Here is an 18,431-nt window from a genome sequence, read left to right on the forward strand (position 1 = left end):
AAAAGAGAGTGTTATAATTGATGGATATTATACTTTGGGTGTTCTATATACTAGAATAGCAATAAATACAGCCCATAAGAAACTGATAACTTTAAACCATTTAGGATATTTTTTTTGTAGAGAAAACCAGCAAAAAATAAAGGGGACAAAAAAAGTAGCAATAGCTAAAATAGCAAATTTTGTTTTATAAAATCTTTTTGCTTTGAATTCTTTTTTAACTCTTTTCTCAATTTCTCTACCGTTTCTTTCTACTTCAGCTCTTTCACTATTCCATGATGGATATTTATTATCTAGCCAACGCGTTATCCCAAATAATGATGTGGTAATTCTATTCTTTGCGTGTTGACTTGTATCGCCTGAATATCTAATTTCTTGAATAATTTGAAAAAATGATACGGTAAGTTTAAGAAACTCATTGTCTAATTTTTCATAATGCAGTGGCTTATCAGAGTTAGGGCTTTTGCTTTTTTTTTCTAATCTTTCAAAGCAGCCAATCATTGTAGAGACTTCATCAACGGCGTTATCTGCAAATTTATTAAATTCTATTTTTTGTATTTCTTGTGGTGACGGTCCATCATCAGAAAGATTAATTCTGTATGTGGTTCCCAAACCAGGAAAAATTGAGTTTCTTTTTCTTACATTGGCTTTTACAGTTCTTTTGGGATTTAGAAACATGAATGATACCTGTCTATTTTCTAATTTATCGTGAATATGTTAATGTTTTTCCTAAAAATAAACAACGAACTGTATCGCAAATATCCTATCGATAGCGTACCGCTAATGTCTTTAAATGATGAGTTTGTAAAACCGTGTAAGTCAGACCGTTCTGTAATTGTTTTGTGCCAATATTTTCTCTTTTACAACTGGAAAATTATTATGTCTACAATGAAAACAGAAGTTATTGTCATTCGTTTAACAAAAAAAGAGCGTGCATTATTGGACTCAATAAAAACAGCACCACTACTTGCAGATTGGATGAAAGAATTAGCTCTTTCTAAATTACAAGAGCAAGAGATTCCATCTAATAAATAATGACTCATGCCGGCAAAAGGGAATTGAGTCGGCATCCTTATTTTATTACTTATACTATAAAATTGAGTCGTAACAGTAATAATGGATTATAGTTTGTATCCAGCAAACTTTAAAATAATAGGTATGGATATTAATAAAACCAAAAATAGTTGAGTAAAGTTAAAGAGATGTAAAGCTAATTGTAATGAGAAAATGATATCAACAACTATTGCCAATAAAAAAGCCCAATGTGGCGGCATTGGGCTTAGTGACTCGAATAGATGGGTATAGAAAACTATTAGAGATCGGTATAAATGTAGTGAATTTTCATTTTATAAATTAACAATAAATGCTTTTTTTTTAGTAAAAAGTGCTTTTATGCTTTACTTCGTCTAGTTTTAAGACAAATTGTCGTTTTTTCATTCTATTTGCTCGTGTGAAGCTTCGTAGATTTACTGTTTTTTTACTTTTGCTATGTAAATAGATAGGGCTATGTTCTTTTTTATCAACACTTGGTAGATAACGATAAACTAATTATAATCAATAACTAATAAACTTTTCTCTGTCTTTCCCTGTAAAATTAAAGATGCAATATGAATAAAAACGATAAGTTATTTATTACTAAACAACAAAAAATAATGTGTGAAAGATATGGTGTTTCACCTCAAAAACCAGAAGAAATGGTCGCGATTGCTTTAGATAACCTAAATGGTACCCCTATTTATGGTACACGCGTAAAGCATTCTGAAGGTGATACTATAAGTTGGTTTTTCTATTGTGCAGAATTTTGTGCAAAGGACGATTTTTATCAACCATTGCATACAGAACATTTGGAAGAATTGCTCCCTGAAGTAATAAATTATCTTTATTTGCCAGAAGGGTATAATTTTATTATTGATAGAGATGGATATGAAGATGTTTGGTTTGAAGAAATAAATGAATAAGTATTTATTATTAATTTATAGTGTTTAGATTAAGTAGATTTACATTTTATATACTCTTAATTATTGAATTTTATAGCGATATGAGAATATAAAAGTATTAAGTTATTTTAGAAATTAAAAATATTAATTGATGTTGATCTTATTTTCAACATAAAGACAATGACAGGTTAATCAGTTTGAGTAAATATTATAAGAGTATTTAATTCACTATTAATAAGGAAGGTCACTATTTATGTTTCCAGAATATCGTGATTTAATTTCAAAACTTCGTCAAACTGATCCTCATTTTCGCGCTCTTTTTGAACAACATAACGAACTTGACCATAAAATTGTTAGATTAGAACATAAAGATAGAAGAGGATATGGTGAAGAAGTTGTTGAGCTAAAAAAACAAAAATTAAAACTGAAAGAGGAAATTCATCAGATCCTTAAAAATCCACCGGAAGATGAGTAATAAAAATAATTACTCTTTAAATCCATAAAGATACAGAAACCATCCAACTAAAAAGGGATGGTTTTTTGCTTTTAGAAAAATAAATTATTGTTGATATGAAAATTATATAAACCACAAGGTTTTATTTATAAAGAAAAGGCTACTGTGTAGCCTTTTAATTATCTAGGTTCTAAAAAGGATAATTTAACTCTGTACTATGTCAAAACTCATCTTTCCAAAGCACATCAAAATGATTTTTATTTATTTTATAAACAGCTCTAACATTATCATTAATATACTGTTTATAAATTTCATCAGCAGAAAAATAAATGGATACGGCTAACTCACATTCAGATGATATTTTTCGCGGGGCATCAATAATGTTTGAGGAAAAATTATCTTGTTGGAGTTGTTGCTGAAGTTTTTTTACAGCATATTGCTCATGAAAAAGAAATAAATAATTATGCGTCATTTTTTCTAATTCCATTATTTTTTGCTTTATTTACAACATAGGTATAAATAGTAGCAACAATGACTGCAAACAATAAACCAATAATAATAACTAGCTTACCATTATCTGTAACACCAGCAGGGCTTGAAGCATAAGTGAAGTTATGAGCAAATGCAGCCCCTACTAACATACCCATGACGCTGACTGCCGCATCTGAGTTACCTTGACCTGCATTAGCGAGCTGTCGTAATGGACAACCCGTAATGAGGACACCGCACAAGCCGACAAGTGCCATAGAGAGAAAATTCCATAGTCCATCGCTGTGGGCTATGGGTTGATTTTCAAAACCAAGATTAAACTTACCTAAATAGAGATTCCCCAAAAGCACAACGAGTGTTAATGCGATTACACCAAACGCCATATTATAATTGCGTGATAAAAATATATGCTTGGCCATACCAATAAAACAAAATCTTGTGCGTTGAATAATAAAGCCAATAATAAGCCCTGCGATGATAGACATCCACACTGGCGCATGACTTGCTCCTGGACCTTTCACACTGGCATTGAATATATCACTGTTCCATAAGAATAGTGCAAAGAGGAATATACATATAATAGGTAAAACAAAACCTTCTATAGAAGATTGGCTATAATTTCTTGGGAGAGAAAATCCTTTTTTAACAAATAAACTGCCTATGCCAATTCCTATTATTAATCCCACTAATCCTATTACAGCATTTAAATCGCCAGCACCGATACGTAGTACCATTCTTAATGGGCAACCTAAAAAAACTAAGCAGCCTGCCATCATCAGAAAACCTAGCGTAAAACGAATAATAGGTGCAGAGCCAGCTTTTGACTGAAATTCTTTGAAGATAAGTGCGGCAATAAAAGAACCTAGAATAAAACCGAATATTTCAGGGCGAAGATATTGTACCGTTTCTGTGTGATGTAAGCCCATACTTCCCGCACTATCACGAATAAAGCAAGCGACACAAACACCCATGTTAGGTGGATTTCCGTTAATACCAAGAAGTAACGCAATAGTACCGATAATAAACCCAGATAGGATTAAAACCCATTTTATAGACATCAAATGCCTCCGTTGATGGGGGAAGCCCCCCTGACTAATAGAACCTATTAAGTACGGAGCAACTATATATAAGAATAACATCTGATTCTTTTATATAGATCACGTCAAAGTTAATAAACTAAATTTAATTATCATATTTTGATTATATTTATCATAACAATCATTATTAGATTAGACTTTATTTCTTAATTAAGATAATACTTATCCCTATTTCATTATTTTTTGAGATAATGCTAACTTAAGATAAATACTGGAAGTTACTTTCTAACTGTTAATAATATTTAAAGGATAATTATGAAAAAGCTTATTTTAGCATTGGGTTTATTATCAATTTCTTCTATTGCTGTTTCTGCTGATTTATCTAAAGCATGTGAAGACTATTTTAAAGAAACAGACTCTTATGTTGAGCTAATGGCAAAAAATGATGCAACTAAGGCTCAAGCAGAAGCGATGAAAGCGCAATATGCTCAAGCTAAAGAACAATTTGCGGCATTACCTAAAGATGTTCAGGAAAGTACTTGTAAGCAAGCTTTAGATTCTTTAGAGCAAATGAAAAAAATGTCAGCAGGTCAATAAATTTTATTCTGTTGTAATACGCCTTATAATAATTAAAGTTATAAGGCTTTTTTCTTGCTTAAAGATAAAATTAATTCTTATATCGCATTGCTTTATTAATTTAATGTAAATTTAAGAAATAATTAATTTTAATCTCTTTTCTATTTTTATTTTCTCTTTTTTAGTTTTAACTTACCTCCTTAATAAAGCGTACTTAAAATAAACAATATGATTTATATCGCAACCAGTTTAAATAGTTATGTTGCTGATAAAAAAGATAATATTGATTGTCTTACCCATATTGAAAATCCTGAAAATTTAGATTTCGATTTTGCTAATTATCTTAATAAAATAGATGTGATGGTTATGGGAATAACAACTTTTGAAACAATAATAGTTTTTCAGTTTGTTTTTTTATTTTAGTTAAGTTAGTTATTTATTCTTTATTTTTCGCTGTAATATAGCTTAAATTATTTCTAATCATCGTTTTATGAGCGATTGCTTTTATTTTTATATAAACAGTAAAATTTATTTTGGTGGAGAATAGATTTTATGGAATAATTATCAACTCCTATTTCTTATTGATATTCAGTTTATGTATTACTTTTTATTTTTATTACTTTCTATATTTATAAGCTCTGGATGTACCACTAATAAAGCAACTCAGACGCAATTAATTGAAACACAGTCTAGTAATCTCACCCCTGATAGTCACGCAGTTAATAATAACTTGGTTTTTATGTTAGGAAAACAATCTCGTTTTGAAATGGAAGTGCAAGAGGAAAAAAAAAGATTTGGACAAGTCTTTAAAGTTGGTTTAAACGAGGAAAAACCATCATTAAATAATCAGTATTTAAATAATAATTCAACATTAAAGCCTATTCAAAAAATAAGCTTTACCATGCCCGTTCCTGAACCTATTTGGAATGAAGAAAAACAAACAGTTGAATTTAAATGGAAACAAAAACCACATTATACTTTTGATGCCTATTAATATATTAATATCAATTTAAAATTTAATTTTATATGGAAAAATCATGCGCATAGTAATTACTTTATTATCTTTTTTATTATTGGGTTGTACTACTGATAACGTTACTTTTAGTGCGGGTAATTCAGGAAACCATAGAATAGGTAGTCCAGTGTGTTCTACATTAGTTTGTGGTAAGAATACTCGAACACCTGGAGAGCAAAAAGCAATTAATGAAGCGGTTCATGAACAACAGCGGGCTATTATGCGAGGAGAAAAACCTGATTTACGGATCATGGCTTCTTATTAAAAACTAACACTATTATCTATGCCAGTAATGACTACTGGCTGATAATGATTTTTTAGATTTTATTAATAATAAAATTAGCTCTATCAGTTATTTTTATTTTAGGCAGTTCTATTAAATCATAATTATATTTTTTATAAACAGCTCTCATAGCTAAATAGGTTTCTTCAGCTTCTTTTTCTGTTTGTTTTCTTTCTTGATCTTGAGTATAAATTTCAGCCCATGGTGGCGCAATAAACACATTTGTGGAATAACGAAATAAGCTAATTGCCTTATCAAGGTGTTTGGGAATTGCTAAACCACATAGTAGTAAATAGCCTGCAATATCAGGGATGCCTCTATCATAGAAATAAAGCCTTTTATTGTTGTTTGCTTCATGCCATGACCGTAATTCCCAAATTAGCATTGCTTGTGCAAAAGCGTTAGGATCTTCCCATGGTAATGCATTTCCTTCAATAATACTTTGGTCTTGAATAATGGCTCTTCCTGCTTCTAAAGAACAAGGGTAACCTCTATTTTTAAGTTCATTTATTAGCGTGGTTTTCCCAGAACCAGGACCGCCAGTTAATATAATACGATGTGATTTTACAGGCATGATAACTCCTATAAGTTGATACAATTAAGGGAATGGTGATGATGTATAGAAAGGCGTTAATGCTAGCGTTGTTAGAGATTAAGTATACTAAAATAGGGAACTAGAAAAAGTGTACTAGCATTAAATGCTAATATAAATCTTAAGAGTCTTGATTTCATGAAGCTCAAAAATAGCGTAATAATTTACGCTATTTTAAAAGAGACGTAATGAATAAACATTAAGGAATGCAAGGCTCTGGTGCATAGTGACTATTTGGGAAAGGATTTGGTAAATAGCTACATTTTCTTATTGTTTTTTGTGTGCCTTCTTCTGATTCAAAAAGCGCAATACCAATTACGCCAGTATTTCTTTTATCACCTTGAGTATTATAATTGACATATCCTTCCTCAGGTGCGCCAAAACGAAAAGCGGCAACTTGTTGCTGATTTTTTCTAAAACCCTCAACAAATAAAGTATCACCCGGTCTTAATAAATAACCTCTATTTTGATAAGAACCGGCTGTGCCACTGATTACATCTAAACCATCAACAGTAATAACAGCTTCGTACATTATTTTATAACTAGTGTTATGTAGAAAAATAATATAACGCTCACTCGGTTTTCCATACAATAGATATTGATTATTTTGCGAGTGATATAATGGCATTATATTTCTGTGTTCAGTTAAGATTGATAACTGGACTGGGCTTTCACTAATTCGTGAAACTTTAGAATAAGAATTGGCAGGTGCTCCACTTTGATAAAATATAGATGTTGTTTGTGAAGGTGCCTGTGATAATCGATATGCTTCAACACTTTCAGTAACAGAAAGTAAATTCTCTCCCCATTTTGTTGAAAGGGCTCTATTTTCTGTTTGCTCATTAGCAACACTTAAGCTAGTGGGATAATTTTTCTCAATTGTTGTACAGCCAGAGGTTAGTATTAAAATACTGCTCAATAACGAAAGTGATGTAATTGTTTTGAATAGATTCATATCCTTGCTTTCCTTAGTATTTATACGAAATTCACTTCTAAATTTTATTAATACTAAATTAGCGTTTGTTTTCTAATTTGTCTCTCAGCTAATTCTTAGGTGAGTCGTATTTAAAGATAAACAGTTGTAATTTGGGATAGTCTGAAGTCAATGTCATGAATTTATGGAGAGTTTGATTCAGTATATGAAAAGCAAAAGTAGGATCTCATTATTCTGAATTTTATTTCTTCTTATTTTTCTTATTTAAGCATTTTATGTCTATGGGAGCATTGAATAGCAATTGAAAGAAGAAGCGTTTGATTCTATGATAGAACGTATATGTTTTATTATGATTTGTATATAAGGATTGGCGTGGGTATTGTAAAAATTTCTGATGAATTACATGAGTATTTGCGAAAAGCAAGTAATGTGATGTCACGCTCTGTTAATGCTCAGGCAGAGTTTTGGATAAAAATTGGCATTCAAGCAGAATTAAACCCAGATAAAACGTTTCCTATGATTATCAATGAGATGCTGGAAAAAGAAGCCATCAAGCAAGAAGTAGAATAAGAGGAAAGAAAAGTGGACAAAATAACGATTAAAACGGCTGATGAAATTGAATTAATGCGTGAATCAGGGCGTTTATTGGCGAAAGTTTTTACAATGCTTGATGATTTTATTGTACCGGGTGTTTCTACACTAGAGATTAACGATAAAGTTGATGATTTTATTGTCAATGAACTCCAATCAAGACCAGCAAGTAAAGGTCAATATGGTTATGAATATGTACTAAATACATCTATCAATGAAGTTGTTTGCCATGGCGTGCCGAAAGCCGATGAACGCCTTAAAAGCAAAGATATTGTTAATGTTGATATTACATTAGAAAAAAATGGATTTATTGCTGACTCGAGTAAAATGTATATTATGCCAGAGGCATCTCCTATTGCGCGTAAATTAGCAAAAACAACCTACCAAGCCATGTGGGAAGGTATTAAGGAAGTAAAACCAGGTGCGACATTAGGTGATATTGGTCATGCTATTCAAAGCTTTGCACAAAGCCATGGATATAGTGTAGTGAGAGAATATTGTGGGCATGGAATAGGAAGAGAAATGCATGAAGCGCCACAAGTACTACATTATGGTATTAAAGGGCAAGGTGTTGAACTAAAAGAAGGTATGACTTTTACGATTGAACCAATGATAAATCAAGGTGGCGCTAAAATAAAAACCAAAAAAGATGGTTGGACAGTTGTGACAAGAGATAAAAAGCTATCGGCTCAATCAGAACATACTATTTTAGTAACAGCAACAGGGTATGAAGTGCTCACTTTACGTCCTGAAGAAGTATTACCATAATTTATACGCCTTTCTATTTATAGCCATTTTAAGAGAAAATAATCTTTATAATTTCAAAATTATTTAATTTTTAATTAAAGTGGCTAGTTGTATCTTTTTTATTTTCCATTTCTATCAATAAATTAACTTCAAAGTTCATTATCTTTATAAATCTGAGTTGTAAATTACTCGTTGATCACTATATTAATGTAAATATTTATTAAGTGTTAATGGTTCATCATAAATGATTGCAGGATGCGATTATTACTCTATGGAAGAATAAGGATGTTAATATGGAAAATATTTCAAAAATTTTGGAAGAGTGGGGATCATGGGTAGCTAATGATCAAAATGCTATTAATTTATTGAATAATAATAAAAAAGAACTTATTCCAGAACGTATAAAGTTAAGAAAAAAATGCACTCATCATAATGCTAATATTATCAATGATTTAATGAAAAGATTGATGATGCATAATAAAGAGGACTATCAATTACTTATTAATTACTATGTCTTTGGCAAAACGTTTATTCAACTTGCAAAATATAATCAATGTTCCGATACATATATTGGAAAAAAACTGAAAAAAGCAGAAGGTATGATTGAAGGTATGCTGATTTTTTCGGATGTTGATTAAATGATAAAAATTAAAATTGATTAAAATAATGCTTTACGATCGTAAAATAGAGATTATGCTAATAACACTTAGAACAATTAAGGTATAAAAATACGATATTTACTTTGATTTTTGTACTTTAAAGATTGTATTTTAAATTTTGTATTCTAAATGTTGTTTTAAGTATTGCTAATAGGATGTTTAGCAAATTAAATAGATTAATTTAAACCCAAGGAGTGGAAAATATGTCAACTACATATCCAATTGTTTTAGTTCATGGTTTATCTGGTTTTGATGATATCGTGGGTTATCCTTATTTTTATGGTATCGCTGATGCCTTAGAAAAGGATGGTCATAAAGTTTTTACTGCATCTCTTTCTGCATTTAATTCTAACGAAGTTCGTGGTGAACAACTTTGGGAATTTGTGCAAAAAGTTCTCAAAGAAACTAAAGCAAAAAAAGTAAATTTAATCGGTCATAGCCAAGGCCCATTAGCATGTCGTTATGTTGCTGCAAAACATGCAAAGAGCATTGCTTCTGTTACCTCTGTTAATGGTGTAAACCATGGTTCAGAGATTGCAGATTTAGTACGACGTATTATGCGCAAGGATAGTGTGCCAGAATATATTGCTGATGCAGTAATGAAAGCTATTGGTACTATTATTTCTACATTTTCAGGTAATCGTGGTAATCCACAAGATGCTGTTGCTGCATTAGAAGCATTAACGACTGAGAATGTAACTGAATTTAATAAAAAGTACCCACAAGGGTTGCCAGCTGTTCGTGGTGGTGAAGGTAAAGAAATCGTAAATGGTGTTCATTACTATTCATTTGGTAGTTATATCCAGGGTTTGATTGCTGGTGAAAAAGGCAATTTACTGGATCCAACTCATGCTGCAATGCGTATATTAAGTGCATTCTTTAGTGAACGTGAAAATGATGGCTTAGTAGGTCGTACAAGTATGCGGTTAGGTAAATTGATTAAAGATGATTACGCTGAAGATCATCTGGATATGGTAAATCAGGTTGCTGGGTTAGTGGGGCGTGGTGAAGATATTATTGCCATTTATACAAACCATGCGAATTTCTTAGCAAGTAAAAAGCTCTAATTATTTTGCATACTTGTTGTGAAATAATCTAATACGAATGGCTCTAATCGATTTAGAGCCATTTTTATTTTAATTATTAGTGTGTAATATCTTTGTTAACGCTGACAGAAATAGCATAACCTAATAAATAAAGTGCTTGCTCTAGACTATCCACTTTCGAAGTTTGATTAATTTCAAGTAAACGCTCTATCTGTGCACTCGTTAAATTCATCTTTCTTGCAAGATCGGATTTTTTTGTTTTTGTCTCTAACATTGCATTATGTAACGCAATTTTTAAACAGCTAATAAGAGGCAAGTAGACAATAAAATCACCAGGTTGTGCGTTGGATGGCGCTGGAATAGGCAGTTTACTCGCAATAAATTCTTCAAGACCTACATGTAAAATATCAGAGGCTTCTAGTTCAATATCATCTTCTGTATAAGCAACAGCATGAATATTATCAAAATCACGGTAGGTAATTTCGTAAGTTTCACTTTCTTCATCAAAATGAGCGACTGCTGGATAGCTGAACATAAATAACCTTTTATAAAGTTGAAAACCCGATTTAAAATGAAATTACACAATATAATGTGTTTTCAAAATTCCTGTGTATAGTGCTAAAGTGAAACTTTATTTATCTATTTGATATTAAATAGTATGTTAAAGATTAAAGCATATTTATCAAAAATTATCTTCATTTCTTGCTAATGTAAGAAAGAGTGAAGTAGATAGTATATTGTTTGTTGATGATCATGTCTTTTTACGAGAATTGATAATTAATTTTGGATAGATCTTATTTTTAAGAAAATCATCTGCTCAATATTCATAAGGTGTTTTTAGAAAGGAGTTATTTATGTATCCCGTTGATTTACATGCTCATACTATTGCTAGTACACATGCTTATAGTACAGTTAGTGAATATTTCCAACAAGCTAAAAAGCAGGGAATTCAATTGTTTGCAGTTACTGACCATGGCCCAGATATGGATGATGCACCTCATGAATGGCATTTTTCTAATTTACCGGTGATCCCTCGTGTTATTGATGGTGTTGGCATTCTTTATGGTATAGAAGCGAATATTAAAAATATTAAAGGTGAAACAGATTGTAGTGAGAAAATGAGCAAGAAATTAGATATTGTACTTGCTGGTTTTCATGAACCCGTAATGAGTTCATTAGGCCTTGTTGATAATACAAAAGCATTAATAGCAACAATAGCAAGTGGCCATGTTCAAATGGTTACGCATCCAGGTAATCCTAAATATCCAATAGAAATTGCTGAAGTTGCAAAAGCTGCCGCCGCTTACAATGTTGCTTTAGAATTGAATAATTCATCATTTATTCATTCTAGAGTAGGAAGTGAGAAAAACTGCATAGAAATAGCGAAAGCAGTACGTGATACAGGAGGATTAATTGCCCTCGGTTCTGACTCACACATTGCTTCTTCACTAGGAAATTTTGATCGAGTATTAGAGGTATTAGCTCAAATAGATTTTCCACAAGAGCGTATATTAAATGTAACCCCAAGAAGAGTGTTAGATTTTTTAAAGTCGCACGGTAAAAAAGAGAGCCCTGAATTTAGCCATTTTTAATATTGGCTTAAATCAGTAATAAAAAAGCTATCCTAAGATTAAGATAGCTTTTATGATATGGGTAAACTTAGCTTTTACTGATGAAAAACAGTTAATTCTTGTTTTAGCCTATCTGATTGTGTTTGCAAAGAATCTAATGAACTGACTAATTCACGTGTCATTGTTGAGTTAGCTTGTGTTGTTTGATCTAATTGATTTATTGCATCTTCAATTTGAGCAATTCCATTACTTTGTTCATTTGTAGAAATAGAAATATCGTGGATCATTTCATTAATATTTTCAGTATGTTTAGAAATATCTACCATATTATCGTTTGCATCCGCGGCTAACTGAAAACACTGATTTATTTTTTTACTTGAATTAGCGACAAGTACTTTTATCTCTTTTGATGCCAAATTACAGCTAATGGATAATTCTCTTACTTCTTTAGCAACAACAGCAAAACCTTTTCCATGTTCACCTACTCTTGCTGCTTCTACGGCTGCATTTAAAGCCAATAGATTTGTTTGAAAGGCAATATTGTCGATCGTAGAGGTAATATCGTTAATTTGTTCAGAGAACGTGACAACTTCATGCATATTTTCAACAACGTTAGCGAGCATTTCATTGCTTTGATGGATCATCGTATCTGTTTTTGTTACTAGCTCACAGGAAGCTTGTGTATTTTCTGCATGTTGTTTTGATGTAACGCTTAATTGTCGTATTCCTGCGGAGGTTTCGAGTACGGCTGCTGATTGTTGTTCAACACGAATAGCAAGATTATTGTTCATAACAGCAATATCACTTAATTCTGAATTAATGAGGCCAGAGCTGTGATTGATGTTGTTGACGATCCGTTTTATTTGATCTCGCATTTTTTGAATATTGGTCGTGAGAATATTTATTTCATATAGACCTTTTGTGGTGACATCGGTTGCTAATTCACCATGACTAATATCTTCGATATTTTTCATTATAGCGTTTAAAGGTGAAATAAAGTTTTTTCGTAGTACGACTTGAACTAAGAAAGAAAAAATAACAATTAATATTGAAATGATGATTAAGCTATAAATAATTTTATCGTACAGTAATTCACTTTCATTCAATGAAGCCGTGTAATAATTTTCTAGCTGTTGGTGATAGTTAGTATAGGCTTGCTCAAAATTGTCTTGATAGGTTTGTGTGGGTTGATTTAAATACTCGTATGTTTTGCCTTGTTCTAGAAAGGCTAAAAATTCAATGAGCGCTGCATTAAGCTCAGTATATTTTTGCTCTAATTGTTGTATATAACTTTGATTTTCAACATTATGAGGAAAATGCTTGAAGCTTTCCCATCCATTTTCAACATGTTGAAGTTTTTCTTTAGTTTGTTGTAATAATGAAGAGATATCAGTATTTGCAGTGGCCATTTTATTAATGATTAATAAGTGGCGAGAACTAGCTCTATTTAAGGTATTACGTGTTTGTAGTAGATTTTCCCATGTATTATTTAGTAGTGATTGTTCATGATAGATATTATTTAGTGTGTTTAAGTTTCTCTTGTAATCATTAACGGAGGAGAGAAATAAAACACAGGCTAGCCCAAGAAGTAAGATTAAAGATCCTGTAATAAGCCAAACTAAAGTAGTTGTTTTTAAACTCGACATATTAAAAGAGACGTTTGGCAAATAACGTTGTTTGAAGTTTTTAAACATGTAATGTTATTTCCTTTTTCATAAAAATATAACTGTGTAATTTGTTGATTTTTTAAGTTTTATTTTTACTTCCTGTAACTGGTATAGACAAAGAATTAAAAAATAAATGAAAATATTTTTTTAGCTCACTCTTTGATTTAATGCCATATATCCTTTTGATTTTTTCAAATACTAAAAAATAGTATCGGCATTTTATAAATATTCTTTATGCTTATTTATTGTTCTGATTAATAAATTTATTAAATGTATTTATTTTTTTGTAACGCGTTGATTCTTAATTAAATTTTTTAAATATTAAAAGTTAAAAATAAAGAATAAAAATGATATAAAAGATACCATCTTAGTGAGTGATGGTTAACCTGTTGATTTATTATTAATTTTATGTGGTTGGTTAGTCGGTTTTTAAACAATTAGAGTTAAATAGTGTAAGTGTTTCTATTTATAAAATAAAAAAGTAATAATGATTAAAACAGTAATCAATTAAATTATTTTTTGTATATTTAATAGGATAAATAAGAGAATTTAACGTTATAAATGAGCGGAAGATAAAAAGATTGCGGTAGAGAAAATAAGAAAGCCGACGAAATCGCTATAAACGGAAGGGTGATAACCTATCCGTTTATAAATAAATGTTACATCGATATTATCCCTAATAATGTAGGAAAATGTCACATAAGATAAAAATAAGCGGTTAAAGCGAAATACCAGAGAATGACATAAAACCAAGCGACATTAATCCTACGGTGATAAATGTGATCCCTAATCCTCTCAATCCTTTCGGAATGTCTGAATATTTCATTTTTTCGCGTAAACCAGAAAGGGCGACAATCGCAAGTAACCATCCTATGCCACAGCCTGCACCATATATCACTGATTCAGTAAATGTGTAATCACGTTCAACCATAAAAATGGTGGCACCAAAGATAGCGCAATGAATAGTCAATAAAGGTAAAAAGATCCCTAATGAATGATAAAGTGAAGGGATAAATTTATCTAAAAACATTTCTAAAATTTGAACTAATGCTGCCAAAACGCCAATAAAAGTGATATATCGTAGAAAGCTAAGATCAATACTCTCAACAACGGCATCTTTCTTTAGGATAAAATGATAGATTAAGTTATTGATAGGTGTAGCAATAATAAGTAAGGCAGTAACAGTAAGACCTAGTTTTAATGAGGTTTTTACTTCTTTAGAAACTGCAAGAAAAGTACACATTCCTAAAAAGAAACTTAATGCCATGTTCTCAATAAAAGTCGCCTTAATAAAGATATTAAGGTAATTTTCAAGCATAACCCCTCCTATTAATATATTTTTTTACTAATTCTAGTAAAAACAGAGTATTAATATAAGTGGTATTGTAAAAATATCTTTTAAATTAGATCTAAATGACATTTTTTGACTAAGAAAAAGCGTTATTTAAGATAAGGGAAATAAAATCAGTGGATAAGTGTAATAAATATGGCATTCAAAGAAATTTTCTATTTTAAGCCTCATTTTTATTTTTAATGGGTAAGATAAAAGAGAAAGAACACCAATATCTGTTGATAACATATTGATGCTTAACTGAGAAAGTTTTTAATTATCTCTATAGACGTGTTTACTGAATAAATTGGGTTATGATTTTAGCTTGTTTAACATGAGTGTTTTATAGTTATTTTTTTCAAGGTTTTTTTCTGTAAACCCAAATTCTGTGGCTAACTGTTTTAGTTGGTCAGCATAAAGCGGGAGTTTGTTTGGGTCATCTGTCATGATAGCAAACTCAGCAAATGAGCCTAAATTATCTAATTTATCAATAGTGATATGAAACTCATCTAGAAAATAGATTTCTCTTGATTTTGTATAATTGAGAATACAATGGTAGCCAAGTGTCGTAAACATAGAGACCGTTTTTTCTGCATTTTCGATACGAACAGCTTCACATTGTGATAAATCAGGACCTTTCACGATAAGGAGATTGATTCCTGCGGGTTGCATTTTTCTTATACACAAACTGATCGTTGGAGCTGAAAATTCAGTATTATTATGTTCCATGTACCAATCTGTTTCTTTATTCTCAGGTGTAAATAATGTAGCACCTGCTTTTTTTAATTCATTAATCAACTTTTGTGGATTTTGAAGGTGATATTTTAATTCTGCTTCAAATTTACCTTGAAAGTGTTCAGACATACGTTTCCCTCAAATTAGCGTTAATGAATTATAGCATTAACGAGGTACCTTTCTGGGATAAGAACGAATTTTTAGTGTTATTTTCTATTTTTGTAAATTAGATAAAAATATTTAAATAAAGTAATAGATGGCACTACGATGAAATAAGGAGAAGAGGATATAGCGTTATTAATAAAGGAAAGAGTAAGCGAAAATAAAAGGGGCGTAGGCCCCTTTAGGATTACAGAACACCTTCAAACGGGTTCCAGCTTTGATCATTTTTAGTTTCTTTTAAGTAGTATGCATAGTTGGCTGTTATCGCCCATAGAATGTTAACTGCGATACCCACCGCATTGATAACACCATTGTTTACAGGTAAAAAACCAATAATAGTGAAAATAGCAATGTTGATAGCAAATAATGTTAATGCTTTGCGCCATAAACCTAAAATAAGAAAGTAAATAAAACCAAAGAAGAATGCCCAGATATTCATTCCAATAAGAATACGTTTACCAAAGCTCAGTTCTTTATAAGCAGCTTTAAATTCTGGTGTTTTAGGTGAACCATATTTATCGAAAAATGAGAAACGTTCTTGCCATTTTTCAGAAAGTTCTTTATTCATTTTAATTCCTTTTACCCTGTCAATTAAATTTAGTCTTAATAGAAAAGTATCTTTACACAATTTAATGCTATGAACAATATAAATTTATTAATAGATGATTAATATATTGGTTATATAAAAAGCATTGCAGTGAATATGGTTTTGATTATTTTTAATAATTATCTCATTGCTTAAGAATATATTTTTAATCGTCACTCTTAAAAATAAGAACGATAAAATAAAATATCAATTTTAATGGATTCTATAGCGGAAAGAATAAGAAATCTGGCTTATGACAAATACCAGATTTCTTGAGGAAGTAGGAAGTGGGGGATTAACGCACGACTAATACAGATGATTCTGCGTAACTGACCACGGAAGATGCCGTTGAACCAAGAAGGTAAGTTTTCATACCAGGATTACGAGAACCAATGACTATCAACTCTGCTTGAATTTTTTTTGCAGTTTCTAAAATTTTATCGCGAGGATTACCGATAGACACATAAAATTGAGTTGTACTATTGGAAATATCGATATGCGATAAATTTTCTTTTAGTGTGGATAATGCAATTTCAATGCGTTGTTTGTCACTTGCTAGTTTATCTTGGCCTGCGAATGCAAATCCGACAAAAGACTCATAACTTGGAATGACTGATAAAAAATGAATATTCAATTTGTCAGCGACAGACAATGCTTTTAGATGAGACACAACTTTGTCCAATAAACCAAGCTCTGTAAAATCAACGGGTACTAACACTGTTTTTGTCATAGTGGCTCCTAATTAACCTTTTATTATGATTAGGGCTTTAATATTAATTTTTGTGCATACAAATATGAGCTACCTACTCATCTTATCAGTCAAAATGAAAAACTGCACAAAAATTGGAATTATTTTTATTTTTTTGAGAGTCATGTGTTTTTTTGTATGAAAAAAAGTGAAAAAACGGCTATATGAACAAAAAAAAAGTGTAGCCATATCAAATGGAGATCCCAAAAAATAGGGAATGATAATAAGTAATAAAAAGATATTTTAATTTTATAAAGATGATGATTAAAGATATTATCTTTTATATGTTTATCGATGTCTGATAAAATGTATTCTTAAACGTTATAAATACGTAAAATATAATTTTTATTTAATGTTAATCTAATTTAATTAAATATAAAGAAAAAAAATAAATATAAAAATTTAAAACAAAAAATTAAGGTTTGAGAATTATTCTTATGTATTTCAATATGTTGTGTTGTTTTTTGCGAGGGTTGAACACCTGATTGCTATTAATGATAATAAGTATTGTTTAGCTTCTGCTAGTATATAAAACCATATTACAAATGAGATTGGTTTTTATTTTTATTACAGCTAATTAATTGAAAAAAACAAATAAAACCATACTTAAATATCTATATTTTTATTTTTAACTGTGCATAATACCCATAATGTTAATTTTCATCGCAAAGGACGTAAAATATGTTACATCAAGATATGATCAATAAATTGAATGAACAGCTAAATTTAGAGTTTTATTCGGCAAATCTGTATTTGCAAATGAGTGCTTGGTGCGACGATAAAGGATTTGATGGTGCGGCTAAATTTCTAAAAGCCCATTCTCGTGAAGAAATGGAACATATGCATCGTTTATTTGATTACTTAAGTGATACGGGGGCAATGCCTTTACTTGGCGCGATTGACGCTCCACCTGCTGAGTTTTCATCATTATCTGAGTTGTTTGATAAAACTTATGAACATGAAAAACATATTACATCTGAGATTAATAAATTAGCGCATGTTGCAATGACAACTCAGGATTACTCAACATTTAACTTCTTACAATGGTATGTTGCAGAGCAGCACGAAGAAGAAAAATTATTTAAATCAATCCTAGATAAATTAGCCATGGTTGGTGACAGTGGAAAAGCTTTATTCTTGTTAGATAAAGATCTGAACACATTATCAACATCTGCACATATCTGATTATTAATAAAGCGTTAGATAGCTTAAGTTAATAAATGAATTATTGCGCTCTGCTGTGAATGAATAGCAGGGCGTTTTTTATTCTTCTAT

Annotated in this window: 23 protein-coding genes; 12 read left to right on the plus strand and 11 right to left on the minus strand. The window is 30.7% G+C overall.

The genetic code is table 11. The annotated features are described in order from the left end of the window. Nucleotides 1-27 precede the first annotated feature (27 nt). A complete protein-coding gene (locus DK865_RS07925; protein WP_109391621.1) occupies nucleotides 28-675 on the minus strand; it encodes a hypothetical protein in 648 nt (215 codons plus the stop codon). 201 nt (nucleotides 676-876) lie between these two features. Between DK865_RS07925 and DK865_RS18735 the strand changes: the two genes are divergently transcribed. The 3 genes from DK865_RS18735 (at nucleotide 877) to DK865_RS07935 (ending at nucleotide 2,409) form a co-directional block, all read left to right on the plus strand. Continuing rightward, nucleotides 877-1,032 carry a hypothetical protein gene (locus DK865_RS18735; RefSeq protein ID WP_194295187.1) on the plus strand — a complete coding sequence of 52 codons (156 nt, stop codon included), beginning with the start codon at nucleotides 877-879 and terminating at the stop codon, nucleotides 1,030-1,032. Between the two features lie 572 nt (nucleotides 1,033-1,604). After that, on the plus strand, nucleotides 1,605-1,955 hold the full coding sequence (locus DK865_RS07930) for an immunity protein Imm33 domain-containing protein (RefSeq protein ID WP_023582432.1): 351 nt from the start codon (nucleotides 1,605-1,607) through the stop codon (nucleotides 1,953-1,955). Between the two features lie 232 nt (nucleotides 1,956-2,187). Beyond that, nucleotides 2,188-2,409, plus strand: a complete 222-nt coding sequence (locus DK865_RS07935) for a DUF465 domain-containing protein (protein WP_023582431.1) — start codon at nucleotides 2,188-2,190, stop codon at nucleotides 2,407-2,409. A gap of 199 nt (nucleotides 2,410-2,608) precedes the next feature. On the opposite strand, the gene DK865_RS07940 is transcribed toward DK865_RS07935, so the two are convergent. Both DK865_RS07940 and yedE read right to left on the minus strand, forming a co-directional pair. Then, a complete protein-coding gene (locus tag DK865_RS07940; protein ID WP_109391622.1) occupies nucleotides 2,609-2,875 on the minus strand; it encodes a putative Se/S carrier-like protein in 267 nt (88 codons plus the stop codon). Then, nucleotides 2,850-3,935 carry a YedE family putative selenium transporter gene (yedE, locus tag DK865_RS07945; RefSeq protein ID WP_023582429.1) on the minus strand — a complete coding sequence of 362 codons (1,086 nt, stop codon included), beginning with the start codon at nucleotides 3,933-3,935 and terminating at the stop codon, nucleotides 2,850-2,852. The genes DK865_RS07940 and yedE overlap by 26 nt, the downstream gene beginning before the upstream one ends. A 294-nt stretch (nucleotides 3,936-4,229) precedes the next feature. Here yedE and DK865_RS07950 point away from each other — a divergent pair, with 294 nt between their 5' ends. From DK865_RS07950 to DK865_RS07965, 3 genes are all read left to right on the plus strand, one after another. Beyond that, the gene (locus tag DK865_RS07950; RefSeq protein ID WP_023582428.1) at nucleotides 4,230-4,511 is read left to right on the plus strand and encodes a DUF5339 domain-containing protein; all 282 of its coding nucleotides are present in this window, start codon (nucleotides 4,230-4,232) and stop codon (nucleotides 4,509-4,511) included. A gap of 574 nt (nucleotides 4,512-5,085) precedes the next feature. Next, nucleotides 5,086-5,484, plus strand: coding sequence for a hypothetical protein (locus tag DK865_RS07960; protein ID WP_109391624.1), 399 nt, complete (start codon nucleotides 5,086-5,088; stop codon nucleotides 5,482-5,484). A gap of 43 nt (nucleotides 5,485-5,527) precedes the next feature. After that, nucleotides 5,528-5,770 carry a hypothetical protein gene (locus DK865_RS07965; RefSeq protein WP_023582425.1) on the plus strand — a complete coding sequence of 81 codons (243 nt, stop codon included), beginning with the start codon at nucleotides 5,528-5,530 and terminating at the stop codon, nucleotides 5,768-5,770. A gap of 52 nt (nucleotides 5,771-5,822) precedes the next feature. On the opposite strand, the gene DK865_RS07970 is transcribed toward DK865_RS07965, so the two are convergent. Next, nucleotides 5,823-6,362 carry an AAA family ATPase gene (locus DK865_RS07970; RefSeq protein ID WP_109391625.1) on the minus strand — a complete coding sequence of 180 codons (540 nt, stop codon included), beginning with the start codon at nucleotides 6,360-6,362 and terminating at the stop codon, nucleotides 5,823-5,825. 217 nt (nucleotides 6,363-6,579) lie between these two features. Beyond that, a complete protein-coding gene (locus DK865_RS07975; RefSeq protein WP_109391626.1) occupies nucleotides 6,580-7,335 on the minus strand; it encodes a hypothetical protein in 756 nt (251 codons plus the stop codon). 351 nt (nucleotides 7,336-7,686) lie between these two features. Between DK865_RS07975 and DK865_RS07980 the strand changes: the two genes are divergently transcribed. From DK865_RS07980 to DK865_RS07995, 4 genes are all read left to right on the plus strand, one after another. Beyond that, a complete protein-coding gene (locus DK865_RS07980; RefSeq protein WP_036913277.1) occupies nucleotides 7,687-7,884 on the plus strand; it encodes a ParD-like family protein in 198 nt (65 codons plus the stop codon). Between the two features lie 12 nt (nucleotides 7,885-7,896). Continuing rightward, the gene (map, locus tag DK865_RS07985; RefSeq protein WP_100158067.1) at nucleotides 7,897-8,673 is read left to right on the plus strand and encodes a type I methionyl aminopeptidase; all 777 of its coding nucleotides are present in this window, start codon (nucleotides 7,897-7,899) and stop codon (nucleotides 8,671-8,673) included. 272 nt (nucleotides 8,674-8,945) lie between these two features. Beyond that, on the plus strand, nucleotides 8,946-9,290 hold the full coding sequence (locus DK865_RS07990; protein ID WP_036913271.1) for an antiterminator Q family protein: 345 nt from the start codon (nucleotides 8,946-8,948) through the stop codon (nucleotides 9,288-9,290). Nucleotides 9,291-9,514: 224 nt separating this feature from the next. Next, complete coding sequence (locus DK865_RS07995; protein WP_023582422.1) at nucleotides 9,515-10,378, plus strand: lipase family alpha/beta hydrolase; 864 nt, start codon at nucleotides 9,515-9,517, stop codon at nucleotides 10,376-10,378. Nucleotides 10,379-10,454: 76 nt separating this feature from the next. On the opposite strand, the gene DK865_RS08000 is transcribed toward DK865_RS07995, so the two are convergent. Then, complete coding sequence (locus tag DK865_RS08000; protein WP_023582421.1) at nucleotides 10,455-10,892, minus strand: type II toxin-antitoxin system HicB family antitoxin; 438 nt, start codon at nucleotides 10,890-10,892, stop codon at nucleotides 10,455-10,457. A gap of 319 nt (nucleotides 10,893-11,211) precedes the next feature. Between DK865_RS08000 and DK865_RS08005 the strand changes: the two genes are divergently transcribed. Further along, nucleotides 11,212-11,949, plus strand: a complete 738-nt coding sequence (locus tag DK865_RS08005; protein ID WP_109391627.1) for a phosphatase — start codon at nucleotides 11,212-11,214, stop codon at nucleotides 11,947-11,949. 74 nt (nucleotides 11,950-12,023) lie between these two features. Here DK865_RS08005 and DK865_RS08010 read toward each other — a convergent pair whose 3' ends face one another. The 5 genes from DK865_RS08010 to DK865_RS08030 all read right to left on the minus strand — a co-directional run bounded on the left by DK865_RS08010 (nucleotide 12,024) and on the right by DK865_RS08030 (nucleotide 17,138). After that, nucleotides 12,024-13,622, minus strand: coding sequence for a methyl-accepting chemotaxis protein (locus tag DK865_RS08010; RefSeq protein WP_194295188.1), 1,599 nt, complete (start codon nucleotides 13,620-13,622; stop codon nucleotides 12,024-12,026). A 691-nt stretch (nucleotides 13,623-14,313) separates the two neighbouring features. Next, a complete protein-coding gene (nqrE, locus tag DK865_RS08015) occupies nucleotides 14,314-14,913 on the minus strand; it encodes an NADH:ubiquinone reductase (Na(+)-transporting) subunit E (protein WP_023582418.1) in 600 nt (199 codons plus the stop codon). A gap of 324 nt (nucleotides 14,914-15,237) precedes the next feature. After that, nucleotides 15,238-15,789 carry a class IV adenylate cyclase gene (gene cyaB, locus DK865_RS08020; protein ID WP_109391628.1) on the minus strand — a complete coding sequence of 184 codons (552 nt, stop codon included), beginning with the start codon at nucleotides 15,787-15,789 and terminating at the stop codon, nucleotides 15,238-15,240. A 220-nt stretch (nucleotides 15,790-16,009) separates the two neighbouring features. Next, on the minus strand, nucleotides 16,010-16,390 hold the full coding sequence (locus DK865_RS08025; RefSeq protein ID WP_023582416.1) for a DUF2628 domain-containing protein: 381 nt from the start codon (nucleotides 16,388-16,390) through the stop codon (nucleotides 16,010-16,012). Nucleotides 16,391-16,703: 313 nt separating this feature from the next. Next, on the minus strand, nucleotides 16,704-17,138 hold the full coding sequence (locus DK865_RS08030; RefSeq protein WP_023582415.1) for a universal stress protein: 435 nt from the start codon (nucleotides 17,136-17,138) through the stop codon (nucleotides 16,704-16,706). Between the two features lie 699 nt (nucleotides 17,139-17,837). On the opposite strand from DK865_RS08030, the gene ftnA reads away from it, so the two are divergent. Continuing rightward, nucleotides 17,838-18,341, plus strand: coding sequence for a non-heme ferritin (gene ftnA / locus DK865_RS08035; RefSeq protein ID WP_109391629.1), 504 nt, complete (start codon nucleotides 17,838-17,840; stop codon nucleotides 18,339-18,341). The last annotated feature ends 90 nt before the right edge of the window (nucleotides 18,342-18,431 follow it).

The organism is Proteus cibi (assembly GCF_003144405.1).
Lineage (GTDB): Bacteria > Pseudomonadota > Gammaproteobacteria > Enterobacterales > Enterobacteriaceae > Proteus > Proteus cibi.